Origin of the sequence: Rheinheimera sediminis (assembly GCF_004005375.1) — a bacterium.
Classification (GTDB): Bacteria; Pseudomonadota; Gammaproteobacteria; order Enterobacterales; family Alteromonadaceae; genus Pararheinheimera.
On sequence record NZ_RZUF01000039.1, the window covers coordinates 1 to 22,778 of the forward strand.

General features: G+C 46.9%; 24 protein-coding genes and 1 pseudogene. 14 read left to right on the forward strand and 11 right to left on the reverse strand.

The annotated features are described in order from the left end of the window. Positions 1-169: 169 nt before the first annotated feature. Together EMM73_RS20110 and EMM73_RS18560 are read left to right on the forward strand one after the other, a co-directional pair. Complete coding sequence (locus EMM73_RS20110) at positions 170-307, forward strand: hypothetical protein (RefSeq protein WP_186435293.1); 138 nt, start codon at positions 170-172, stop codon at positions 305-307. 149 nt (positions 308-456) lie between these two features. Then, positions 457-1,176, forward strand: coding sequence for a substrate-binding periplasmic protein (locus EMM73_RS18560; protein WP_186435294.1), 720 nt, complete (start codon positions 457-459; stop codon positions 1,174-1,176). Between the two features lie 14 nt (positions 1,177-1,190). On the opposite strand, the gene EMM73_RS18565 is transcribed toward EMM73_RS18560, so the two are convergent. The 3 genes from EMM73_RS18565 to EMM73_RS18575 all read right to left on the reverse strand — a co-directional run bounded on the left by EMM73_RS18565 (position 1,191) and on the right by EMM73_RS18575 (position 4,980). Continuing rightward, positions 1,191-2,240 carry an ABC transporter ATP-binding protein gene (locus EMM73_RS18565; protein ID WP_127688277.1) on the reverse strand — a complete coding sequence of 350 codons (1,050 nt, stop codon included), beginning with the start codon at positions 2,238-2,240 and terminating at the stop codon, positions 1,191-1,193. Further along, positions 2,241-3,872 (reverse strand): ABC transporter permease, encoded by a 1,632-nt coding sequence (locus tag EMM73_RS18570; RefSeq protein WP_127688278.1) that lies wholly within the window; start codon positions 3,870-3,872, stop codon positions 2,241-2,243. Between the two features lie 100 nt (positions 3,873-3,972). After that, complete coding sequence (locus tag EMM73_RS18575; protein ID WP_127688279.1) at positions 3,973-4,980, reverse strand: Fe(3+) ABC transporter substrate-binding protein; 1,008 nt, start codon at positions 4,978-4,980, stop codon at positions 3,973-3,975. A gap of 292 nt (positions 4,981-5,272) precedes the next feature. Here EMM73_RS18575 and EMM73_RS18580 point away from each other — a divergent pair, with 292 nt between their 5' ends. Next, complete coding sequence (locus EMM73_RS18580; protein ID WP_127688280.1) at positions 5,273-5,677, forward strand: DUF1801 domain-containing protein; 405 nt, start codon at positions 5,273-5,275, stop codon at positions 5,675-5,677. A 10-nt stretch (positions 5,678-5,687) separates the two neighbouring features. After that, the gene (locus EMM73_RS18585) at positions 5,688-6,701 is read left to right on the forward strand and encodes a serine hydrolase domain-containing protein (protein ID WP_127688281.1); all 1,014 of its coding nucleotides are present in this window, start codon (positions 5,688-5,690) and stop codon (positions 6,699-6,701) included. 57 nt (positions 6,702-6,758) lie between these two features. On the opposite strand, the gene EMM73_RS18590 is transcribed toward EMM73_RS18585, so the two are convergent. Both EMM73_RS18590 and EMM73_RS18595 read right to left on the reverse strand, forming a co-directional pair. Continuing rightward, positions 6,759-8,207, reverse strand: coding sequence for a PH domain-containing protein (locus tag EMM73_RS18590; protein ID WP_186435295.1), 1,449 nt, complete (start codon positions 8,205-8,207; stop codon positions 6,759-6,761). Beyond that, a complete protein-coding gene (locus EMM73_RS18595) occupies positions 8,194-8,736 on the reverse strand; it encodes a PH domain-containing protein (protein WP_127688283.1) in 543 nt (180 codons plus the stop codon). Before EMM73_RS18595 ends, EMM73_RS18590 begins: the two co-directional genes overlap by 14 nt. Positions 8,737-8,883: 147 nt before the next feature. On the opposite strand from EMM73_RS18595, the gene EMM73_RS18600 reads away from it, so the two are divergent. Genes EMM73_RS18600 through arsJ form a run of 5 tightly spaced genes read left to right on the forward strand, consistent with a single transcriptional unit; the run spans position 8,884 to position 13,126 of the window. Next, a complete protein-coding gene (locus tag EMM73_RS18600; RefSeq protein ID WP_127688284.1) occupies positions 8,884-9,234 on the forward strand; it encodes a metalloregulator ArsR/SmtB family transcription factor in 351 nt (116 codons plus the stop codon). A 33-nt stretch (positions 9,235-9,267) separates the two neighbouring features. Further along, positions 9,268-10,314, forward strand: a complete 1,047-nt coding sequence (gene arsB, locus EMM73_RS18605) for an ACR3 family arsenite efflux transporter (protein ID WP_127688285.1) — start codon at positions 9,268-9,270, stop codon at positions 10,312-10,314. Beyond that, on the forward strand, positions 10,311-10,811 hold the full coding sequence (locus EMM73_RS18610) for a phosphatase domain-containing putative toxin (RefSeq protein ID WP_127688286.1): 501 nt from the start codon (positions 10,311-10,313) through the stop codon (positions 10,809-10,811). Before arsB ends, EMM73_RS18610 begins: the two co-directional genes overlap by 4 nt. Before the next feature lie 26 nt (positions 10,812-10,837). Then, positions 10,838-11,851, forward strand: a complete 1,014-nt coding sequence (locus EMM73_RS18615) for an ArsJ-associated glyceraldehyde-3-phosphate dehydrogenase (RefSeq protein ID WP_127688287.1) — start codon at positions 10,838-10,840, stop codon at positions 11,849-11,851. 39 nt (positions 11,852-11,890) lie between these two features. Continuing rightward, complete coding sequence (arsJ, locus tag EMM73_RS18620) at positions 11,891-13,126, forward strand: organoarsenical effux MFS transporter ArsJ (protein ID WP_127688288.1); 1,236 nt, start codon at positions 11,891-11,893, stop codon at positions 13,124-13,126. Here the strand turns inward: arsJ and EMM73_RS18625 are convergent. Both EMM73_RS18625 and EMM73_RS18630 read right to left on the reverse strand, forming a co-directional pair. Further along, complete coding sequence (locus EMM73_RS18625) at positions 13,123-13,617, reverse strand: GNAT family N-acetyltransferase (protein WP_458351834.1); 495 nt, start codon at positions 13,615-13,617, stop codon at positions 13,123-13,125. The two genes, arsJ and EMM73_RS18625, sit on opposite strands and share 4 nt — an antisense overlap. Further along, positions 13,617-13,889, reverse strand: coding sequence for a type II toxin-antitoxin system TacA family antitoxin (locus EMM73_RS18630; protein WP_127688290.1), 273 nt, complete (start codon positions 13,887-13,889; stop codon positions 13,617-13,619). Before EMM73_RS18630 ends, EMM73_RS18625 begins: the two co-directional genes overlap by 1 nt. A 252-nt stretch (positions 13,890-14,141) precedes the next feature. Here EMM73_RS18630 and EMM73_RS18635 point away from each other — a divergent pair, with 252 nt between their 5' ends. The 5 genes from EMM73_RS18635 to EMM73_RS18655 all read left to right on the forward strand — a co-directional run bounded on the left by EMM73_RS18635 (position 14,142) and on the right by EMM73_RS18655 (position 18,068). Next, positions 14,142-15,908: a DUF885 domain-containing protein gene (locus tag EMM73_RS18635; protein ID WP_127688291.1), complete on the forward strand. Its 1,767-nt coding sequence runs from the start codon at positions 14,142-14,144 to the stop codon at positions 15,906-15,908. Positions 15,909-16,194: 286 nt separating this feature from the next. Further along, entirely contained in the window at positions 16,195-16,626 is a 432-nt protein-coding gene (locus EMM73_RS18640; RefSeq protein ID WP_127688292.1) for a hypothetical protein, read from the forward strand. A gap of 81 nt (positions 16,627-16,707) precedes the next feature. Beyond that, positions 16,708-16,983, forward strand: a complete 276-nt coding sequence (locus EMM73_RS18645) for a VOC family protein (RefSeq protein ID WP_222422704.1) — start codon at positions 16,708-16,710, stop codon at positions 16,981-16,983. 168 nt (positions 16,984-17,151) lie between these two features. Beyond that, on the forward strand, positions 17,152-17,697 hold the full coding sequence (locus tag EMM73_RS20115; RefSeq protein WP_186435296.1) for a DUF805 domain-containing protein: 546 nt from the start codon (positions 17,152-17,154) through the stop codon (positions 17,695-17,697). 11 nt (positions 17,698-17,708) lie between these two features. After that, complete coding sequence (locus tag EMM73_RS18655) at positions 17,709-18,068, forward strand: VOC family protein (RefSeq protein WP_127688293.1); 360 nt, start codon at positions 17,709-17,711, stop codon at positions 18,066-18,068. A 3-nt stretch (positions 18,069-18,071) separates the two neighbouring features. Here EMM73_RS18655 and EMM73_RS18660 read toward each other — a convergent pair whose 3' ends face one another. The 4 genes and pseudogenes from EMM73_RS18660 to EMM73_RS18675 form a co-directional block, all read right to left on the reverse strand. Beyond that, the gene (locus tag EMM73_RS18660; protein ID WP_127688294.1) at positions 18,072-19,826 is read right to left on the reverse strand and encodes a tetratricopeptide repeat protein; all 1,755 of its coding nucleotides are present in this window, start codon (positions 19,824-19,826) and stop codon (positions 18,072-18,074) included. A 29-nt stretch (positions 19,827-19,855) separates the two neighbouring features. Then, positions 19,856-21,250 (reverse strand): amidohydrolase family protein, encoded by a 1,395-nt coding sequence (locus tag EMM73_RS18665; RefSeq protein WP_127688295.1) that lies wholly within the window; start codon positions 21,248-21,250, stop codon positions 19,856-19,858. Positions 21,251-21,358: 108 nt separating this feature from the next. Beyond that, on the reverse strand, positions 21,359-22,426 hold the full coding sequence (locus EMM73_RS18670; protein ID WP_127688296.1) for an AraC family transcriptional regulator: 1,068 nt from the start codon (positions 22,424-22,426) through the stop codon (positions 21,359-21,361). Between the two features lie 108 nt (positions 22,427-22,534). Further along, a pseudogene (locus EMM73_RS18675) lies at positions 22,535-22,778 on the reverse strand (phosphoesterase); the annotation flags it as partial.

A 22,778-nucleotide genomic window follows, 5' to 3' on the forward strand; every position in this document is an offset into this window, starting at 1 on the left:
AAGTAGTGACAACTATCCTGCCAGAGCGGGATAAGCCTCGGGATGGTTATTTGTCTTTGGATAATAAGTAAAAATGGCAAAAAATATATTCACGGAGATTGAAGTGACACCAAATGCTTATAATCGGGTAACCGGAGGTTTCTAGCTTCCAGTCCCCACAGCACCCTGCATGCGGATCCGCACAGGGCATTTCACTCAGAGTAGTGACGCTTTGCAATACACCTTCTCTGGCACACTGACTTTTCAGCAGAATGATGAAATTGTCAGTATTGCCCTCTTGCTGATAAGACACACCAACTATATTTAACCAAGTGATTTCAAAGTGCAGAATTCAACGCTTTTAGCCAACTGAAAAATAAACACTTTTGTTTGTAAGGAGTAGTAACACTTCATTGCTTTAGCTGCTCTTTTCAGCTAAACCTGTGGTGAGTTAAATTGATGAAAAAAGGAACTTGGATGAAGGTATTGGCAGGCTTAATCCTCTTTTGGCTCAGCTATTTAACTTCCGCCGACTCTTTGCGCATTGTCAGCAGTGAGTTTGTGCCGCACAACGGTCAGGATTTACCAGAGCAGGGCTACGCTATCCAGATGCTCAGAGAGATTTTTGCCAGTCAACAACAAGAAGTTCATTTTGAGTTTTTACCCTGGCCCAGAGCTTTACTGCAGGCAAAAGAGGGTGAGGCTGTGGCAGTTGTTACTATCTGGCACAGTGCTGAGCGGGCCCAGTATCTGAATTATCCTACACCTTTGTACTCGAACAAAGTCATGCTGTATCACAATAAACAGAACCCAGTCGTATTTACACAGCTGGACGCACTACCTGTAACTAAGCTTAGATTGGGTATGGTTCGTGGCTACAGCTATCCTGAAGTCATAGAGAAACTTCCCTTTGACAGGGTAGAGGTAAATACAGATCTGGAATCACTCAAAATGCTGGCTTTAGGCAGGGTAGACCTTGTGGTTTGCGAACAACAGGTCGCAGAGTACCTACTGAAAACTGAACTGACTTCTTACAGCACTATAGAAACCACAGGCGCCCCACTGGAAGAAAAGCCTATGTATATTGCCTTTTCGAAAGCGCATCCGCAGGCCGAACTATTGCAACAAAAATACGAACAAGGCTTGCAACTGTTGAAGCAGCAAAAACGCCTTGAGTTATTGCAGCCCAACTATTAATTCAGCTGCACTTTTTATCCTAAGTTCTGGCCTTGCCGCTGAAACAATACCAGATGGTCCAGCTCCAGCCTGATACCTATGCGGCTTTGCAGCTGATGATCGTGATGGCTTGGCGCTAAACAATACACCTGCTCTGCGCCTTCTAGTTCCAGACTATATAAAATATGCGACCCCCGGAACGACTTGCCCACCACTTTGGCAGTAAAACCACTTTCGTCGTCATGCACTATATCGTCCGGCCTGACCAACAGATCCACAGTTGCGCCTGATGTAAATTCCGACTCTGTTTGGGCAAACACACCTAAAGCTGTGTACACCTGATGATCTGCCAATACTTCGCCTTTGAGTAAAGCGCCGTGACCCACAAAGTCAGCTACAAACCTGTTGGCAGGCTGATGGTACAACTCATAGGCACTGCCCCACTGCTGCAGTTTGCCATGTTGCATCACGCCTATCTGATCAGCCATGGCAAAAGCTTCAAACTGATCATGAGTCACCATTAAAGCGCTAATGCCACGCTGTTTGATAATGCCACGAATATCCTGTGCTAAAGCTTCACGTAAGTCGGCATCTAAGCCAGAAAAAGGCTCATCCAACAGCAAGACTTCGGGCTCTGGTGCTAAGGCTCGGGCTAAAGCCACCCGCTGCTGCTGACCACCAGAGAGCTGATGCACATAACGCTCGCCGAGAGTGGGCAAACCTACTAAAGCCAACAGATCTGCCACTATTTGTTGCTGCTGTGCTTTTGGCTTCTTCTTCACACCAAAAGCTATATTTTGCGCCACTGTCAGGTGTGGAAAGAGCGCAAAGTCCTGAAACACCATACCAATACGGCGCTGTTCAGGATTAACCAACTGATCAGGCTTTGACAGAACTACACCAGCCAATACAACGGATCCTGTTTGCACAGGTTCAAAACCTGCAATAGCACGTAATAAACTGGTTTTACCGCAACCAGAGGGTCCTAACAAACAGCCTATCTGGCCCTGTTGCAAACTAAGGCTGACATCCTTAACCACAGTGGCCGGGCCATAAGCTATGGAAACCTGATCTAATACCAGCATTTACTTTGCACCTCTGTTAGACCTATCCAAAGCACGGGACAGCAGGATCACCGGAATTAAACCTATCAGTACTATGGCAAGGGCTGGCAAAGCCGCATCGGCCAGCCGTTCGTCTGAAGCCAGCTCGTAAGTACGTACCGACAAGGTATTAAAGTTAAAAGGCCGCAGCAATAAAGTGGCGGGCAACTCTTTTAACACGTCAACAAACACCAGCAATAAAGCACTGAGTACCGAAGCGCGCAATAAGGGCAGGTGCACACGTTTTAACACCCCAATCGGGCTTTCGCCTAAACTACGGGCAGCGTTATCCATTGAAGGCGTAATTTGCATCAGGCCGGCCTCCACACTATGCAAAGCTACGGCGATAAAGCGCACCGAATAGGCCAGCACCAGCGCCACTAAAGTGCCGGACAGCAATAAACCCGTACGAATGCCAAATTGCTGCTCGGCCCATAAATCAATGGAATTATCCAGGGCTGCCAGCGGCAACATCACACCTATAGCTATTACTGTGCCCGGCAAGGCGTAACCCATAGAAGCAATACGCACAGGCAACGCCAATGACCAGTGGCCGGATAAGCGTTTGGCATAAGCAAAACTCAAGGCCAGACTGACAGTGACCAGCGCTGTTAAGGCTGCCAGAGAAAAACTATTGATTAAAAGCTGAATAAAGTCAGCCGAGAACAACTGCTCTAACCTGTCACTGGCCCAACCCAGCAGCTGCAACGCCGGCAAGACAAAACCTAAAAGCACAGGCACTAAACACAGCAATAACAAAGCTAATCCTGCTACACCTGTTAGTGGCTGACGAGTGGGCTCCTGCTGTTTTTGGCCTTGCTGATAAAACTTCAGTTTGCGTCTGGACCACTGCTCCAGATAGAGCAGCAACAACACAAAACTGCACAACAGCGCCGACAATTGCGCAGCGCCGAGCTGATTGCCCATACCAAACCAGGTACGAAAAATACCAGTGGTAAAGGTGGTAACGCCAAAATACTGCACTGTGCCATAGTCGGCCAGAGCTTCCATCATCGCCAGTGCAGCTCCGGTTAAGATAGCTGGGCGAGCCACAGGCAAAGCCACTTTCCAGAAATGCTGGCGTGGCGTTAAACCTAAGGTACGGCTGGCTTCGAGTAATGAGCCCGATTGCTGGCGAAAAGCAGTGCGGGCCAGCATATAAACATAAGGATAAAGCACCAGCGACAACATCAGAATAGCGCCGGGCAAAGAGCGGATTTCAGGGAAATAATAATCGCCGTACGACCAGCCAAACCAGAGCCGCAGCTGGCTTTGCACAGGCCCGGCAAAATCTAATAAACCTGTATAGCTGTACGCCATAATATAGGCAGGTATCGCCATAGGCAGCAACAATAACCACTGCACCACAGAGCGCCCGACAAACTGATAACGCGCTACAGTCCAGGCCGTTAAAGTACCAATGCCAGCGCTCAGCACACCCACCCCCAAAGCCAACAGCAGGGAGTTAGTGACATAGTCGGCCAGCACAGTATCAAACAGGTGAGCCCAAAGTTCAGGCTGAGGAGTAAACAAAGATCCAAGCACCACCAGCACGGGCACAGCCAATAGCAAGGCAAACACTGTTACAGTCCGGCTGAATAACGGGCTCGTCAAACGAAATATGTCCTTCTCAAAAAAACGTTACTCTAAGAAAACGTAGGGGCGACCTTGATGGTCGCCCTTCTATAGTTATAACACTGAATACGCAGGGGAATCATTTCCAGCCAGCTTTATCCATCACCTGAATAGCCTTAGCGTTCAATTCGCCTAAGGTCGACAATTGTAACTGGTCTGCCTTAAATTGCCCAAAAGATTCAAGTCGTTGGCTCCACTTTACTCCCTGTACTACAGGGTACTCGTGGTTCACTTCAGCGTACCAGCTTTGTGCTTCAGGTTTCACCATATATTCCAGCAACTTCACTGCTTCAGCTTTGTTTGGTGCATATTTAGCCACACCAGCGCCTGAGATGTTGATATGAACACCACGGTCTTGCTGATTTGGCCAAAAAACCTTTACCGCTTCAGCTGCAGCTTTGTCGCCGGCTTCATCAAACATACCACCTAAATAGTAAGTGTTAGCAATGGCGATATCACAAACACCAGCAGCTGCCGCTTTGATCTGATCGCGGTCACCGCCTTTAGGTGGCTGAGCGAAGTTTTTGACAAAACCATTGGCCCAGGCCTGAGTTTTTTCTTCACCTAACTGAGCTATTAAAGCCGCAACCATCGACTGGTTATAAATATTGTCGGAAGAGCGGATACAGATTTTGCCTTTCCATTTTGGGTCAGCCAAATCTTCGATAGTGCTTAACTGTTCTGGTTTTACTTTACCAGGCACGTACATCACTGGGCGCGCACGCATAGTTAAACCAAACCACTGTTGCTCTGGGTGACGTAAGCTGGCCGGAATAGCATCGGTCAACAAATTAGAATCCACAGCCTGCAATAAACCTTGAGTTTCAGCACGGTATAAACGGCCGACATCAGTGCTGATTAATAAGTCTGCAGGGCTGTTACGGCCTTCACTTTGCATCCGGCTGATCAGTTCATCCGGCTTACCGGTGATTAGGTTTACTTTAATGCCGGTTTCTTTGCTAAATTTATCCAGCATTGGCTTAATCAGTTCTTCCTGACGGCCAGAATACACATTCACTTCTGCTGCCTGAACTAAAGCAGCTGCAGACAAAGCCACTGCAACTAAAGATTTTTGCCACAATTTCATCGGATACTCCGTTGAGGTTCACTGAAAGTTGCCGCAGTATAGCCACAAACAAGAACCATTCTCAAATAACAAAAGCAATTTTCCTGCAAATTGTCGCTTTTAAAGGTTAAAACGGACCCGCTGAATTCGTTATTTATACGCATGGAGTGAACTATAAGCAGACACGGCTTGTAACAAGTGTTGACGCAAATTGAGCTGTAAGTTGTTGCTGATGCAGGAAAACTACTCTAATTTGAATGCTTATGGTAAACCCAGACAAACAGCTGTTATTTGTTAGTCATCCGGAGCTGGTATGGAGCCTGAAATACAAGCAAAATTTGCCACTTATCCTTTAGAAGCGCAAAAGCAGCTTGAATATGTACGCGGCCTGATTTTTACTCTGGCAGCAGAAAATGCCTTGGGTACAGTGGAGGAAACTCTTAAGTGGGGTGAAGCCAGCTACCAGGTCAAAGGCGGCAGCCCAATCCGGATAGACTGGAAAGCAAAAACTCCGACTGTGATTCAGATCTATTTCCATTGCCAAACCAGTCTGGTTGAAACCTTCAGAGAGATATACCGGGATGAATTTAGCTATGAAGGAAAAAGAGCACTGGTGCTGCCGTTAAATACGGCGATAAAAACGGGGCCATTAAGTCATTGCCTGCAGCTGGCATTAAAATACCATAGCCTGAAACACCTTCCGCTACTTGGGGCATGAGGCATTAAGTATGAATAGTCTCATCCTTGCCCACATTGAAGCCTTTATAAAAAGGACCTCAATACCACAATTGAACCTTGCTCTTTGGCATAACGGCGAGCTTTACGAGGCTTCTTTTGGCTGCAATAAGCAGCCAGGAATCGATGTATTTGAGATAGGTTCAATAGGAAAAACTTTTACAGCCACATTACTCGCACTTTTGGTTGAAAATAAGTCGGTCAATTTAACGGATAAAATTGAAAAATTTCGACCTGATTTGCCGTTTGCCAAAGACATCACCTTATTAGATTTAGCTACCCACACATCTGGTCTGCCATCCTACCCAATGGCCGGATTGATGTTTTCACATGCAAAGTTTGTCGCCACTGTTAGTAACTTTCGCAAGGCTGACTACGAGCGTTTTTTAAATAACATTAAAAAGCCATTAAACACAGGACGTTTTGAGTATTCAAATTTAGGTATGGCACTGCTTGGAAATATTTTAGCTGAACAGTTAGGTGTATCCTACGAAGAAGCAATTAAACAGCACCTGCTGCTACCTCTGGGTATGGTTGATACCCATGTATCGCCAGTTGCCTATCATCCTCATCGTTTAGCGAAAGGACACAGCGGTAGCGGAAAAACAGTAGCTGACTTTTATTGGAGCTGCATGGAACCTGCTGGTGTATGGCGATCCACAACCAGAGATATGCTGTTGTACCTGAAAGCTCATTCAGGCCATGCAGGAAAAGCCTGGCAAAATGTATTAAACAAAACCACATCACCGATTTTTACTGACCCCAAACTGCGAAATCAGGGCTTAGCCTGGCAACTTGAGAATACCGATGAGCTTGGGCATTTTGCCTGGCATAATGGACGTACTTTTGGACAACAATCAGTCGTCATCTGTTTAAAAGATAAAGAGAGCGCAATAGTAGTTTTAAGCAACAAAGTGCCTAAGTTTTGGCAAAACTTCTTTACCAAATATAGCCTTGAAGTTCTATCCATAGATATTTTGCAGTCATTGCTAAAAGCCGACAAGTAGCTTCACCAACTGGACATTTTTGAGATTCAATAGCTTGCTATAAATGTGCAATGAATTTCAAAACACTGATTCAGGCTTTAACTTCAAAACCTGATCATATAAATGCTGTGCTTGCTGATTGGGTAGTGCTGCCAGTGTGACTGTGCCATTGGCCGTACTGAATTGAACCTGCACCAGTTGCTGCCGATGGAAAAACAAGGATTGCAGCAGTTGTACCTTTTGTACCTGCCGCAGTGGCAATACCTGCCAGAATTGGCCAAGGCCACCATGCCACAAGTACAACACCTGATCCTGCACACAGAATCCATGCCAACGACGGTAGGCCCACAGATCCGTCAGCAGCCACAATACGGCAGCAAGCAGCAGCAGAGCGCCAGTGCTAAAAGCGACAACTCCGGTTTGCCACAGAACAACAGACAGCAAACTCAGTAATACGGCAATAATGCCTCTGACCAACAACAAGCGTTGGAAATAAGCAGGTACATAGCGCTGCAAAGGCAACCGCTGAATGTCAGATAAAGCTAAAAGCTGCTGTGCCTGCAATTGCTGATTAATGTCATCGCCAGTTTGCCCCAATAACACAAACTTACTGCTCTGTTCCTGAGAATTAGTAAAGCCATGAAAAACCAGCGAAAAATGACCGAAAACACGGGCCAGCCATGGCTGTCGTACTGTGAGCATCTGCACTCGTTTCGCTTTGATCCGCTGCGACTTTTTCAGCACAGCCCCCTGGGTCAATTCTAATTGTCGCTCATTACGTAAAAAACGCTGAGGATAGAGCGATATCAAAGTCATCAGCAGCAACACCAAGGCTATCAGCAGCAGAACGCTCAGGCTTGCCACTAGTTGTACTTCAAAACTCTGCTGCAGCCCGAATTGTTGCAACACCTCACGGCCCTGCGCAAACAGGCGTTCAAACAGCTCATCGTCCAATTGCGACTGCACCGCGCCCAAGACAGCCAGCAACGGCAACCACAAATGTTTGTTGTATAAGGTTGCAAGCCAGATCCGAAAAAATGGAGTGGAAGGCACTGTCTGCTCAACCTGCACATCCCCTTGCAACAAAGCAAGTTGCTCTGACGTCAGACCGGTCAGATAAAACTCTTGTTGTTGGCTGCCTGCACTATCCAGACTAACTGTAAATAGCTGCAGCGGCCGGAAGTAGAAGGGTTGCTGAATTTGCAGCTCCTGAATTCGAGATTTTGCTAATAGCAGATGTTCTTTTTGCAGCACGCCGCGCCGTAACTCTACACCTTGGCTTGACACCCTAAACAAGGTGTAGCGCCAGCTCAGAAATGCACTGCCCAAAACCAACAGTGCCAGCGCTGAGATCCAATAGGGAGCATAGGTCTGAAAACTACCACTGAAAGTCAAATAAGCACCACCAATGATTACACCAATCCATTGCACCACAGCTTTTACCAGCAGCGGCACTAGTGCCCAGATGGAACTGCGTTGCCAATCTTCAGCTGTAGCAAGCTGTCCTGGTATCTCAGTGTTCAGCATCAGCATCTCCACGTGGGATCAATAAACTAAGCTGCTCACTCAGCGCCTGCGCTAGCCCATAGTCGATATCCGCCAGCACTGCTTCCGCATCCAAACCGCCTGCTGTATAGACTTTCAGAGTGGCCAGAGCAAAGCGTTTTTGTAGTGGCCCCTGGCTGATAGTGACATGCTGCACTCTATGCAGCGGGATCAGCGCAGCTTTGCGCCAAAGCACGCCGGATTGCAGTAAAAAATCCTGAGTACGGAGTAAAAATCGCGTGTGCCGGATGTCCAATGGTAACCAGAACCAACTAGCCAAAAATACCAGTGCTGTCAGGGCCCAACAGAGTGGCAATAACAAAAATGGCCAGCCTGAGTCCCACCACCACTGTGCAATAAGTAATGAGACTACCACAACCAGCAAAGTCAGCAGCCTGCTGCAACGTCTTTTGGTTAGGGCCTGTGCAGGTAATAACAACCACTGATCTGGTAAAGGACCGGACAAACATTGGTCGTCCAGAAACCCGGCATCAAGCAGCTGATTGGTCATGGCAAAGTCTCCTTGTTTTTAGTAGCGCCAGCATAACGCAAAGGCATCAAGCAAGGCGAACTCAGGTTGTAACTAAATTTAAGTTTACATATGGAAAAACGCATATATCATATTAGATATGATTTTCCATATATAAGGTATTTGGCCATGCTACTTCACCCAATCACCTTTTTTAAAGCCTTATCCGACGAAACCCGGCTACGTTGTTTGTTGCTTATTCAGCAGGAACAGGAGCTTTGTGTTTGCGAGCTGGTGGCCGCTTTAGCAGACAGCCAGCCCAAAATCTCCCGTCATTTGGCCCAGCTACGCCGCGATCGCATTTTGCTCGATCGCAAACAGGGTTTGTGGGTCTATTACCGTTTAAATCCTGAACTGCCAGACTGGGCTTTGTTGTGTCTGCAACAGACAGCAGCAGCAAATTCTGGTTGGCTCGAGTTGAACCAACAGCAATTATGCATGATGGGCGACAGACCAGAGCGGCAAAAAGGCTGTTGCTAAATAAAACTACAGCATCAACATGGAGCGACACCAATGGGATTATTTGAACGCTATTTATCGGTCTGGGTTGGGCTTTGTATTCTGCTGGGAGTGGCTTCGGGTTCATTGATCCCAGAGCTGTTTAACGCAGTGGCCTCTTTAGAATATGCCAGTGTGAACCTGGTGATAGCCCTGTTTATCTGGGTGATGATTTACCCCATGATGGTGCAGATTGATTTTTCTGCCATCAAACAAGTGGGCCGTGAACCCAAGGGTTTAGTGCTGACCTTAGTCATAAACTGGCTGATTAAACCTTTTACCATGGCCTTACTCGGCTGGTTATTTTTCCGTGTGTTATTTGCTGATTGGGTGGATGCACAAACGGCCACTGAATATATAGCGGGTATGATTTTACTCGGCGTAGCGCCCTGCACTGCCATGGTGTTTGTCTGGAGCCAATTAACCAAAGGTGACGCCAACTACACCCTGGTCCAAGTGTCAGTGAACGATCTGATCATGGTGTTTGCTTTTGCTCCTATCACAGCGCTGCTGCTGGGCGTGTCGGATATCAGCGTGCCCTGGCCCACTTTGGTATTGTCTGTACTTTTGTATGTGGTGCTGCCTTTGGTTGCAGGTGTATTGACCCGAAAAAAACTGCAACAAAACCCCAACCCGGATGCTTTGCCAGAGTTTTTGGCCCGGATTAAACCCTGGTCTGTATTGGGTTTGCTGGCCACAGTAGTACTGCTATTTGGTTTGCAGGCCCCTACTATTTTGAGCCAACCTGTCGCCATAGTGCTGATCGCTATTCCGCTGCTACTGCAAACTTACGGTATTTTTGCTTTAAGTTATTACAGTGCCTGCAAGCTGAAATTGCCTCACAACATAGCAGCACCAGCCAGCATGATAGGCGCTTCTAACTTTTTTGAATTGGCGGTGGCTGTGGCCATTTCGTTATTTGGCCTGCACTCAGGTGCTGCTTTAGCCACAGTGGTCGGTGTACTGGTAGAAGTGCCAGTGATGTTGTCGCTGGTGTGGTATGCCAATAAAACCCGCCGTTATTTTCCAAATTCAAACGTAGCGAAGGACACTCAAGCATGACACATCCATTTGATTTATTACCGCTGACCGCAGGCGGCGGACTTATTTTTACACCTTGCCCTGGTACCAAAGGCGTGGATTTAGCCAGCGCAGTGCAGCAGTTAAAAGCAGCAGGTACCCAGGTGTTGTTAACCCTGATGCCCACAGCTGAAATGCAGCTGAACAATGCAGAACAACTACCAGAGCTTTGTGCAACAGCCGGCATTCAGTGGTTTCAACTGCCTATTGCCGACGATCATGCGCCTGAGCAAGACTTTCAGCAGAACTGGCCAGCAGCCTCTGCAGCAGTACTGCCGCTGTTACAAGCAGGTGGCATAGTGGCTATTCATTGCAAAGGCGGCTCGGGCCGCACAGGTTTAGTTGCAGCTCAGCTGTTGCTGGAACTGGGTCATAGCAAAGCAGAAACTCAAGCTTTAGTGCAGGCTTTGCGGCCTTACGCACTGACCTTAGCCCCACATCAGGCGTATTTTCAAAGCCTTGCCGAACAATCGGCTTAACCGGACTTTTAGCGGAGACACAGAGTATGCAAAGAATTAAAGTAGGTATTAATGGTTTTGGCCGTATCGGCCGTTTGGCGCTACGTGCAGCTTTTGACTGGCCAGAATTTGAGTTTGTGCAAATCAACGATCCGGCCGGTGACGCTGCTACTTTTGCCCATTTACTGAATTTCGACTCAGTGCATGGCCGCTGGTTAAATCAGGCCGAAGCTGAAGGCAATACCGTCATTATCAAAGGCCAGCGTATTGCGGTTACGCACAATAAAGCCATCAACGACACCGACTGGTCAGGTTGTGATGTCGTCATTGAATGCTCGGGCAAAATGAAAAGTTCAGCCCAGCTGCAGGCCTATTTGGATCAAGGCGTCAAACGTGTAGTGGTCAGCGCTCCGGTAAAAGAAGCCGGCGTATTAAACGTGGTGATGGGAGTTAATCATCAGTTGTTTGACGCTGCAGTGCATAAAATAGTCACAGCGGCCAGTTGCACCACCAACTGTCTGGCGCCTGTAGTCAAAGTGATCCACGAAAAGCTGGGCATTAAACACGGTTCTATCACTACTATTCATGATTTAACCAATACTCAGTCTATTTTGGATACACCGCATAAAGACTTACGCCGTGCCCGCGCTTGTGGCAGCAGCCTCATTCCCACTACCACAGGTTCAGCTACTGCTATTACTGAAATATTCCCTGAGCTAAAAGGCCGCTTAAATGGTCATGCAGTGCGGGTACCGCTGGCGAATGCCTCACTTACCGACTGCGTCTTTGAAGTAGAACGTGCCACTACAGCAGAAGAGGTAAACGCCTTTTTAAAAGCAGCTTCACAGCAGGAACTAAAAGATATTCTGGGCTACGAAGAACGGCCTTTGGTCTCAGTGGATTATAAAACTGACCCACGTTCCAGCATTATTGATGCATTGTCGACTATGGTGATTAACGGCACACAGGTGAAAATTTATGCCTGGTACGATAACGAATGGGGTTACGCTAACCGTACAGTGGAGTTAGCGAAATTAGTTGGTTTATCCGACAAAGCTTAAACAAGGGTACTTGGGTTCTTAGCAAACAGGAAAAGTAAAATGCAGACAGCACTGAAGCAATATATGGTAGTCACAGGCAACTACTGGGCTTTTACCCTGACAGACGGCGCTTTGCGTATGCTGGTGCTGCTGCATTTTTATAAACTGGGCTACAGCCCTTTAGAAATCGCTTCGTTATTTGTGTTTTACGAGCTGTTTGGTGTGCTGACTAACCTGTTTGGGGGCTGGCTGGGCGCTCGTATTGGCCTGAATAAAACCATGAATATAGGGCTGTTTTTACAAATAGCAGCGCTGTCGATGTTATTGGTTCCTGCAGAATGGCTGCCTGTACCGTGGATCACTGTGCCTTGGGTGATGGCCGCTCAAGCACTCTCTGGTGTTGCCAAAGACTTAAATAAAATGAGCGCCAAAAGTTCCATTAAGTTATTGGTACCGCAGGACTCCCAAAGCAAACTTTATCAATGGATAGCCGTGCTGACAGGGTCAAAAAATGCACTGAAAGGGGTTGGCTTTTTTATCGGTGGTTTTTTACTGACTCAAATCGGCTTTCAGGGCGCTGTGGCAGTGATGGCAGGCGCTTTAGCTCTGGTGTGGTTACTAAGTTTAGTTTTGCTGAAGAAGGACTTAGGTAAAAGCAGTTACAAGCCCAAGTTTAAAGACATGCTGTCGAAAAGTGGCCCTATTAATTTGTTATCAGGGGCGCGTTTATTTTTGTTTGGTGCGCGCGATTTATGGTTTGTCATCGCACTGCCGCTGTTTTTAGCCCAGCAACTGGCCTGGAGCCAGCAGGCCATAGGTACTTTTCTGGCGCTGTGGATTATTGGTTATGGTCTGGTGCAAAGTTTAGCGCCATTCATTACTGGCAAGCGCTCTGGCAAAATACCGGGGCGTTGGGCTGCTGTGGGTTGGGCTTTTGCGCTTTGTATTATTCCGGCACTATTGGCCAAACTCTTACCTTTGCCCTTCCCAACTGAAACGCTGTTAGTCTCTGTATTGCTGTTGTTTGGCGCTGTATTTGCGGTGAATTCGTCCTTGCATAGCTATTTGATAGTCAGCTACGCCAAAGCCGATGGTGTCTCACTGGACGTGGGTTTTTATTATATGGCCAACGCCATGGGCCGCTTAATTGGTACTGTGTTGTCAGGCTATTTGTATCAAACCCAAGGCTTAGAAGCCTGCCTGGTCTGGTCCAGCGGTTTTATTCTGGCAACTGTGGTTTTATCGTGTTTTTTGCCAAAGGCGAAAGAGGAACAGAAAAGCAATGCTCCTATTTAACCAAAACTGGTCCGCACATCAGCTATGGTGATAAAGAGTTTGTGTTCATTATCTTCAAAACAGCGAAAGCCATACTTTTGATAAAAACCTTTGGCGCCGTCTTTTGCATCCACAATAATGATAGGGAAACCTACTGCATCACTGGCTTGCAGTAGTTTTTTAAGTGCGTCAATCAACAACCACTCACCTATTTTCTGACCTTTATATCTTTCATCCACTGCTAGTCGTGCGATCAGCCCACCCGACGTTGAAGACTGGTGTTTTTTCTGCAGTGGTGCCGGAAGACTTTGTGTATCGATCGGAATCATGGTCAGAGTATAAAAACCAACAATGTGTTGCGGGTTAGCTTTATCTTCAAGCACAAAAGTACGGGTATTGTCTTTTTTACTTTGCTGACTGGCCATGACTTTTAAGTAGTTGTTTAACGCATCAATACCACAGTTAAATCGATTTCTGTCGTGCTTCGATTTATCCAGTAATACACTTTGCATTATTGAACTTTGCCTTCATAACGTGCAAAAGCTGCAGCCAGATGAGGATGTACAGTCGCTGGGCTATCAAGAGCGTCCATCAATAACATGGCATCACGCTGAGAAAGCTTCAGAGCTTGCTCACGCTCAATGATTTGTTTGGCTTTCTCAACAGCCGCACTGAGCACAAAGGAATTGATGCTCGAAACCCCAGATATCGCTGCAGCTTTAGACAGCAAGTTTTGAGTTTCAGCATCAACCCGAGCCGTGATTCGAGGTGGTGTAGTCGTCATAATTTGTTACCTCCGTGCCAAAATGGCACTTTGGGAGATTATCTGCTTCTATTGATAAAAGATCAAGCTGAGTGCCAAATTGGCACAATCTATCGAACTCCGAGTATCAAACTCAGTACATGAAACCTGCATTGATTTAAACAGAATGCGGTGTGGTGTTTAAATCGCGGGTTAGAAGTTGCCACCAGATAAAGGGGTCATGCTAAGGTGAAGATATAGAACTCAGCCTATTGATCAGTCTGGAGAAACCCCTTGTTCAGGTCCCGCACATTACTATCTTTTTTCACCCTCATTCTGCTGTGGCTGGCGCCCGCCGCCTTAGCCGCCAGTGCGACAGAGCAACTGCAAAAAGTTATAGATGACCATTGGCACTATAGTCTGCAGGAAGACCCAATCAGTGCGGGCCGTATGGGACTGGCTGGTTACAATAACCGTCTGCCTGGCGTTACGGCCACAGATCGTGCGCGTCGGCTGAAGGCTGAGCAAGCTTTACTGCAAAGGCTGCAAGCCATTGAACCACAACAACTAACAGACTCAGACCGCGTCAATCATCAATTACTAGACTGGGTACTGCGCAATTCGATCCAGTCCAATCAGCTGTTTCTTGACCGCATTCCGGCCAATACCTTTTACAGTTTCTGGAGCTCAGCTTTGGATGCCAGCAATGGCCTGTCTATGCCCAAAGTAGCGGATTATCAGGATTACATAGCCCGCATCAACGACTTTGGCCGCTACTTTGACGAGAACATTGCCAACATGCGCACTGGGATAAAAGACGGCTTTGTCTTACCTAAAATTGTCGTTCAGGGCATAGCCCCTACAGTGCGAGCTCAGGTCTATAAGGACCCAACACAAAGCAGCCTGTACGAAGCTTTTAAAACACTGCCGGCGTCATTTTCACCAGCAGAACAACAGCAATTACAACAGGCGGCCAAACAAGCTATTCAACAAACCGCTTTACCTGCGTTTGCCCGCTTAGCCGACTTTCTTGAAGGCGACTATATGCAGGCCGCAACAGAAAGTCTGGCGGCCGAACAATTGCCAGAAGGTAAAGCCTATTACCGTCATACCATTAATACTTATGTCACACAGGATATGAACCCGGCAGAAATCCACAAAACTGGCTTGGCCGAAGTAAAACGTATCCGCAGCGAAATGGATGCACTGATTAAAGAAACTGGCTTTAAAGGCAGCTTCAGCGACTTCACTACATTTCTGCGCACAGATCAGCAGTTTTATGCCAAAACACCGCTGGAGCTATTAAAAGAAGCCTCTTATATCGCTAAACGTATTGATTATCGGCTGCCGGAGTTTTTCGGCAAATTGCCACGTCTGCCTTATGGTGTGGTGCCAGTTCCAGCCGAAATAGCACCTAACTACACTACGGCCTCTTATAACCCTGCGGCTATTGGTGGCACTCGTGGTGGCGCTTATTGGCTCAATACCGATTCGCTGGATCAACGTCCTCTATACGAACTGGTCGCGTTAACGCTGCACGAATCTGTACCTGGCCATCATTTACAAAACGCTTTGTCACAAGAGCTGGAAAATGTGCCGCAATTTCGCCGCAACCTGTATTTAAGCGCCTATGGCGAAGGCTGGGGTTTATACGCAGAACGGCTGGGTGTAGAAATGGGTGTGTATGACAATGCCTATCAGCAATTTGGCCGCCTGAGCTATGAAATGTGGCGCGCTTGCCGTTTGGTGATAGATACTGGTATTCACTCGCAAGGCTGGAGTCGTCAGCAAGCACTGGATTTCCTGTCCTCTAACACCTCTTTATCACAAGCCAATGTAAGGGCTGAAGTAGACAGATATATTTCATGGCCGGGTCAGGCGCTGTCGTACAAGATGGGCGAAATTAAAATCCGCCAGCTCCGAGCCAAAGCAGAACAAAAACTGGGTAAGCAATTTGACCTGCGCGCTTTCCACGATGCCCTGCTAGCAAATGGCGCTTTGCCACTGGAAATTCTGGAAGCAGAAATGGATCGTTTTATTGCAACGGCTGCAGCTCAGTAAGTTCTGAGCGGCTGCAGCTGTGATAGCTTATGCCACAGACACTCAGTTCCCTTTGCTAGTTCAAGCCATAGCTTGAAGTGTTGTTGTGAGTTGGCACAGGTTTAGCGTTAACCCCTAAAGCTATTGAGGATTATAGGGGCTGGGCTTGTCACTGCCCGCCTGCTGTTTTAGCTCAGTAGCGGATGCCATTAATAATGTTGCGCCTTCAACTACGGCGGTGATTGTCATTGATTAGCAGCCTTAACTCATCTAACTTAAATGCTACATATCTCCGTGGTGCATGATGATGCTGAAATTTATTAGAAATCTGACCGCCATCCTTTTAGGTATAGTAGTGGGGGCTGCAGTGAATATGGCGCTTGTCAGTATCAGCCCTATGCTTATTCCTCCACCTGCTGGCGTTGATGTCACAGACACCGAAAGCCTTAGTTTGGGCATCGACTTATTTCAACCTAAAGATTTTATTATGCCTTTTTTGGCGCATGCCCTTGGCACCCTGGCCGGGGCTTGGGTCGCTTACCTCACCGCTGCCAGTCATAAAAGCCGTTTTGCTTATGTAATCGGGGTATTTTTTCTTTGTGGTGGTATAGCGGCAAGCTATATGATCCCAGCCCCAACCTGGTTTATTGCACTGGATTTGGTGGTGGCTTATCTGCCAATGGCATGGCTGGGTATTCTGCTTGCGCGGCGGCTCCAGCCAGCAAGAACCCAATGGTGATAAGGTTAAAACAAAGAACAGGAGCTGGTTGTGGAACATAAAATCATTGGATTAGGTTAGCTTGCAATCACAGTTAAAGATGTGCAGCTTGCGCTGCCATTTTATACTCAGGTGCTTGGTCTGCAGTTTCTGTTTGCTCCAATCGAACAGCTGGCCTTTGTTCAATGTGGCGACACCCGTCTGATGCTCAGCCAGCCACAAGGTGCTGGCGACATTGGCAAAAACTCTACCCCTTATTTTAAAACCACAGAGATAGAACAGTTTTTTGCGACAGCGCTGCAACATGGCGCTTTTGCTGAAAGAGCACCACAACTTGCCGCGCAAATGCCGGATCATCAGCTATGGATTGGTTTCTAAAAGACCCGGACGGTAATCTGATTGGCCTGATGGAAGAGAAGCGCTGAAAAGTTCAGCAGCAAAGGCAGGGCTAAGCTGCTGTCGTAAAGCTGTCGTGGTATTGCCGTAACCTGTAGCTGTTGTTTAGGTTATCTTTGCGTCTATTGGCCAATGCAAGGGATCAAAACCGTGAAAATTAATGCAGAACTGGTGAAAAAACTCAGAGCCGACAAACAGTGGTCACAAGAGCAATTGGCCATAGCGTGCGGATTGAATCTGCGTACTATTCAGCGATTGGAAAACACAGCTAACGCATCCATTGAATCAGTGCGGGCATTAGCGGCGGTCTTTGTAGTGGATGCCAGCGTCCTGATCCTAAACACTGAAACTTCGCAACTTGAAGCGCCCCATCCACTTAGAGTGATCAAAGACTGCTTTGTGCAGTTCGCAGATTTTTCCGGCACAGCCAGCCGTTATCAATACGGGTGGTTTTTAGTTTTTGTACTGCTGGTCAGTGCGCTTGCTGAAATTATCAGCCCCACTTTAAGGCAATTTGTCACAGTGCTTATCTTGCTGCCTTTTTTGGCGGTGGGTTCGCGCAGATTAAATGACGCCGGGCAAAGTGTCTGGTGGCAACTGATGTATCTGGTACCTTTTGGTGTGGTGGTGGTCTGGTATTTTATGGTTCAACCTGCGAAATTAACAGCACCAGACTCAGCGACAAGATCTTCATAAGGAATAGAGATATGCATCAACATGCAAAATTAAACTACGTCGAATTCCCAGCCAAAGATTTAACCGCCACCAAAGCATTTTTCAGCGCGACATTTAACTGGAGCTTTGTCGACTATGGCCCGGATTATGTCGCCTTTTCCGATCAAGGCCTGGACGGCGGATTTTTCCGTTCAGAACAAAGCTCCACCACTGCAACAGGCGCCGCTTTATTGGTGTTTTACAGTGCAGATATCAAAGCTACTTTAGCCAAAGTACAGCAACATGGCGGCATGATCATACAACCCATTTTTGACTTTCCGGGCGGCTGCCGGTTTCACTTTACCGAACCCAGCGGCAATGAATTTGCGGTTTGGTCTGAAAGTCAGGTGTAAAGCTCAGGATTTAATCAGCTTCACAATAGCTTCCATAGCCGGGTCCCTGCCCGAAAAATATTGCTTAGAATCTAAAGTGACTGGCAGCTGAGGAGCCACCCAAATTCTATGGTCCTCAGCTTTTGACGCCTGATGGTATTGAGAAGAGATAATTCCAACTACACCGCTGTAGGGTAATTGAAACCAGCCCGCTTCCCCCAGATGATTAGGCTTGCTGCCACTGGGTTCACCAACAATAATAGCGTCAGTGAGCCGGTTTAAATCAGCCAGCAATAAGTGGGCGGCTGAAAAAGTGTTTCTGCCGACAATCACAAAAAGTTTTGCCTCTGCACGCTGCTCTTTAAAATGAATTAAAGCCCGGGTTAATGGCGGCAAAATAGAGCCATTGCCACCACTATTATGTCGCAGATCAAGCACCAGATTATCGACTTCGCTTTTCGCCAGTTGCTGCCGAACTTCAGTACTAAAAGCTTCAAGCGATTGAGATTTGTCTTGCGCCACAGCATTAAATTGCAGATATAAATAGTTATTTACCTTGTCAGTTTTATACCAATAGTTGCGGCTTTTGTTTTGCAAATACAACGGATTATCTGCTTGCGTTAACGGCGGTAAGGTAGGAAAACCGCTGAAGCTAAAAGGTTCAGCTGTCAGCTTAACACTGCTGTGTTGACCTGTTGTTGTGGTAAAAGTCAGCGACACATTTTCTGCATTTTCAACCACGCCGACCCCAGCTAATACATCTGGTAAACCCAGGTAATAAGGACCTAACCATAACTGCTGCATTTCATTGTCTCTGGCATTGACACTCGCAAGTTTCGCCAACACCTGTTCAACAGGGGTTTCAGCTACTTTAAGTAATCTCAACCCCACTAAATGCTGATACGGCTCAGTCGCCTGCACTACATAAACACCGTCAGCAAACCAATAAAACTGCAGCGGCAGCCTGGCTAAAGAGGCGGTTTTGGCAGCAGTAGGCACGATAAAATTATGGCCATTGCCCAAAGAACCCAACAACTGCATAAAACGAAACACCACTTGTGGATCGCTAAGTTGAGGTATGTCTTTTTTAATCAAATTCACATGCTGTAGCAGTTGAGCTTTGCTGATGTGGTGATACGGGTTTACATGCAAGCGTTCGATCTCACTTAACAGAAAATCCAGATCGGCCTTCCATCGTTCTGCCGATGTGAGATTCGGCTGCCTAAACTCCCCCGTGATGTTGTGAAATTCAGTCAGGTCCGACAGATTTGCAAAAGCAGCGTTATTGATCAGCGATTTACGATCATCCCAACGCGCCTGCAAAGCGTTATTCAGCCACAGCATCGCATTGGCCGAATCCTTCAGTGCTGCATAGCACTCTGCAATTTTCACCATAATATCGTTTGAAGGTGACGAAGCAGATTTCACGCCTGTCAAAATAGTGCCTAATTGTAAAGCCTGTTTAAAAGCAGGGATCGCTTGCTGGTACTGTTTTGTCTGCAAATAAGCATGACCCAATAAAAACCAGCTATCGCCATCATCGCTGTACTGCAGTGTTATTTTTTCTAAAAGTGGCAAAACGACAGACCACTCACCTCTTTTAGCTCCCTGAATAGCCTGATCTCTTATCTTCCAATAACTGACTGGATCAGCCGGGTAATTCTGGTCTGGATAAAAGCCGATAGCTGTATTTGTGGTGCTTGCTGCTTTAGAAAAAGCCTGTGCCAAAGCTACCTGGCACAACAAAAACGAAAGGAAAAAGGCGTAAAAAAACTTCATCGAATGACTCTTTATTGATGTATGTATTATTAATAATTGCTCAGGATCAACCACAACTCTTGCCCTATACTACGCCCGTTAATGGCTTGCTGACGCAGCTCTGTCAGTTGTTTTTTGTTATACCAGCGGCCAGATTTCATCACAGCATCAGGCTCACGCAATACTGATAACTCAATGATTGGGTTTTCCTTGCTGTATATAAAATCCGCTTTATAACCCACACGAATTTGACCTATCTGTTTTGTTAAACCAAGCGCTTTTGCTGGCTCTATGGTGGCTGCATGCAATACCGTAAAGCTATCCAGGCCAGCTTGTTGCAGCAGTTGCATTTCGGTATGAGTGGCTAAACCATGGGGTGACAACAAAGCTCCGGCATCAGAACCTACCAGCAATGGCACTCCTTTTTCGTGCAACTGACGGGTGATCTGCACTAAAAACTGCAAGGTCTGACTATTATGTATCGCCATCTTCTCTGAGCTTTGCAGCCAGCGTTTAACCTGATTATGCCGCTGTTCAAAAGCGATCAACGGGGAAATATAGTCCTGGGCTAAAGTGGCTAAAAACGCCTCTTTATCACGGCTGATGCTGGTCAGCTGCCAGAATATATTCAGGGTAGGAGTAACAGGTACCTTCAGTTTATTCAGTTGTTCTATAACCTCTTGCAGCGCGGCTAAGTCCTGCTGGTAGTGCAAAGGCCCCTGATAAATATCTTCCACATGCTCTAAAGATTGCATAGCAGCCAACTCCTGCCAAGGCATAGCACCTGACGGATGTGGGCCATGTTTGGCTACAGGCATTCTCAATACAGCAGCTTCTGTTACAACAGCATTCAGGCTTTGTGCCGATAAATCGCCATAAGCTTTGATCAGATCGTAACCTTCGGCATAAGCTTTGCGCACAGCGGCTTTGGCCTCTGTTGCATCAGTAACTGAGATAGTAGTGGGTCTTTTAGTGGCGCTCAGTATAGGGCTGCTGACGGTCATACTACTGCCGAGCATTTCATTTTTCTCTATAGAGTCCCGCCACTTTAAATGTGCAGGCAAACCATGCATCACCCTTACATGAGTGACTCCATGCGATAAAGACAGTTGCAGCGCTGCTGGATCAGTAAGATGCACATGCATATCAAAAAGACCCGGTGTCAGGTAACCATTTAAACCATCAATCACCACAGCATTTGCATCTTCAATGGCAGCACCAGCTGGACGAATAGCAGAAATTTTGCCATTTTTCAGCTCTACTTGTTGCTGCCTGACCACCTGCCGGTTTTTAACATCAATCAGATTGATCTGATCAATCACCACCACAGCTGCAACAGGTAAAGGTTTGATACTGCTGCAACCCGGGAATAAAAAACAAAATACGAGAAGGCTCAAGGCCAAGGCAAACAAACCAGCTTTGGTAAACACAAGTTTTTTTAACATCACAGCTCCGGTGTTTCATTCAGGTCTGTTGATGCTGATGTTTTTTTGGCAGAAGGTCGTGCAGGATCTTGTTTTTATCCGTGCAAAAACAAGATCCTGCACCTGAAATCAGGGGTTGACTTGCTGCTGACGGTAAGCCGAAGGGGTTAACCCAACCCAGAGCCTGAAGCTGGTATTAAAGCTGGATTTAGAGTTAAAACCAGCATTTAGCGCCAGAGTCAGTAAAGGCGTGTCAGGCTGTTGCAACATTTGCCGTTGCACCTGCTTAATTCTGAGCTGGTTAATGTAGTCATTAAAATTAAGCCCAGCGACCAGATTAATAGCGCGGGAAATATCTCTTGGGTTCAAACCTGTCAACTCGGATAACTGCTCCAAACTTAAGCGAGGCTGGGTATACCATTGCTGCTGGCGAATTTGCTGATCCAGTTCAATAAAAATACCGCTGTAGTCCGCAGCATTTTCACTGCGAACCAGAGAAGGCTCTGCTCCAGAAACTGCCGGGCTTTGCTCGTCTGAACTGTGTTCACTTTGCCAAACCAGACTTAAACTCGCTAAATCCACCGGGGTTTTGACCAGCTTCACAATCAGATAAGCCAATAAAACCAAAGTGATAGCTGTACTCACTCCCTGCCCTGTCTGGTTCAACAGCTGCCCCAAAGCAGGTTGCATATTAAGACGCAGCAAATCCAGCATACTGACCAGAGTCTGCACAGCTAATACCCAACCAAACCAGCCAAAAGACAATTCCTCTGCGTCAGAACGTTGCTGTCTGAGCCATTGGTTAAATTGCCAGACAAGGCGGAAGGTCAACAGCGCATAACCCAAACGCCATAGAGTGCCAATGGCAATGACCCATTGCGGTTGCTGTTGAGCTAAAGGCAATAACGCCAGCATAGGTAAAAAATGCAGAGTATCTTGCCATTCAAGTCTGCTGGTAAAAGCCGATTTAACCGCCAGATAAAAGGCTGGCCCCAAGCCCAAAACAAAAACCGGTGTCACCAGATAAAGCTCACGAGTCAGGTTGGTTTCTTCCAGCAGATTAAAAGCGCAGAGCAAAACAACCAGCAGCAATAAGCCGATAAAGCCCTGATGCTGTTTTTTTCCACTGAGCAAACACAGGCCTAATAAAGTCACGGCCAGTAAAGCCGCCTGAATTAAATTCACCACTGAAATCACAACGTCTGCTCTCTTTCAGATGTAGCATACAAAAATAAACAGAACAGATAATACGACTTAGCCCCAACTGTCGCCATAAAAACTCCTGTTCGTGGCGATTACAGAAGGTTATTGCAGTTTAATAAACACCGGATTGCTGTAAAACCACAAATCAAACCAAGGGTTTTCGCCTTTGGCATCAGGTTCTGGCTCCAACTCGTTTTTATTATTAGTGCCACGCAAGCGCAGATACTGACTGGTGCGTGCTTTACCCAGCGGTAACTCAAAGGTGCTGTAGCCGTCTTTGCTAGTCCAGTCGGCTGCATAAAAACGTTTAGCGACTTTGGTCTCTGGTGCTTCGTCGCTATTTCGC

Bases quoted from the DNA above. Each gene is read 5' to 3' on its own strand.
- EMM73_RS18660 (WP_127688294.1), bottom strand. From the start codon at position 19,826: ATGAAGTTTTTTTACGCCTTTTTCCTTTCGTTTTTGTTGTGCCAGGTA.
- EMM73_RS18585 (WP_127688281.1), top strand. From the start codon at position 5,688: ATGAATAGTCTCATCCTTGCCCACATTGAAGCCTTTATAAAAAGGACC.
- EMM73_RS18565 (WP_127688277.1), bottom strand. From the start codon at position 2,240: ATGCTGGTATTAGATCAGGTTTCCATAGCTTATGGCCCGGCCACTGTG.
- arsJ (WP_127688288.1), top strand. From the start codon at position 11,891: ATGCAGACAGCACTGAAGCAATATATGGTAGTCACAGGCAACTACTGG.
- EMM73_RS18580 (WP_127688280.1), top strand. From the start codon at position 5,273: ATGGAGCCTGAAATACAAGCAAAATTTGCCACTTATCCTTTAGAAGCG.
- EMM73_RS18630 (WP_127688290.1), bottom strand. From the start codon at position 13,889: ATGACGACTACACCACCTCGAATCACGGCTCGGGTTGATGCTGAAACT.
- EMM73_RS18560 (WP_186435294.1), top strand. From the start codon at position 457: ATGAAGGTATTGGCAGGCTTAATCCTCTTTTGGCTCAGCTATTTAACT.
- EMM73_RS18625 (WP_458351834.1), bottom strand. From the start codon at position 13,617: ATGCAAAGTGTATTACTGGATAAATCGAAGCACGACAGAAATCGATTT.
- EMM73_RS18595 (WP_127688283.1), bottom strand. From the start codon at position 8,736: ATGACCAATCAGCTGCTTGATGCCGGGTTTCTGGACGACCAATGTTTG.
- EMM73_RS18665 (WP_127688295.1), bottom strand. From the start codon at position 21,250: ATGTTAAAAAAACTTGTGTTTACCAAAGCTGGTTTGTTTGCCTTGGCC.
- EMM73_RS18575 (WP_127688279.1), bottom strand. From the start codon at position 4,980: ATGAAATTGTGGCAAAAATCTTTAGTTGCAGTGGCTTTGTCTGCAGCT.
- EMM73_RS18640 (WP_127688292.1), top strand. From the start codon at position 16,195: ATGCTGAAATTTATTAGAAATCTGACCGCCATCCTTTTAGGTATAGTA.
- EMM73_RS18655 (WP_127688293.1), top strand. From the start codon at position 17,709: ATGCATCAACATGCAAAATTAAACTACGTCGAATTCCCAGCCAAAGAT.
- EMM73_RS18590 (WP_186435295.1), bottom strand. From the start codon at position 8,207: ATGCTGAACACTGAGATACCAGGACAGCTTGCTACAGCTGAAGATTGG.
- EMM73_RS18600 (WP_127688284.1), top strand. From the start codon at position 8,884: ATGCTACTTCACCCAATCACCTTTTTTAAAGCCTTATCCGACGAAACC.
- EMM73_RS18610 (WP_127688286.1), top strand. From the start codon at position 10,311: ATGACACATCCATTTGATTTATTACCGCTGACCGCAGGCGGCGGACTT.
- arsB (WP_127688285.1), top strand. From the start codon at position 9,268: ATGGGATTATTTGAACGCTATTTATCGGTCTGGGTTGGGCTTTGTATT.
- EMM73_RS18615 (WP_127688287.1), top strand. From the start codon at position 10,838: ATGCAAAGAATTAAAGTAGGTATTAATGGTTTTGGCCGTATCGGCCGT.
- EMM73_RS20110 (WP_186435293.1), top strand. From the start codon at position 170: ATGCGGATCCGCACAGGGCATTTCACTCAGAGTAGTGACGCTTTGCAA.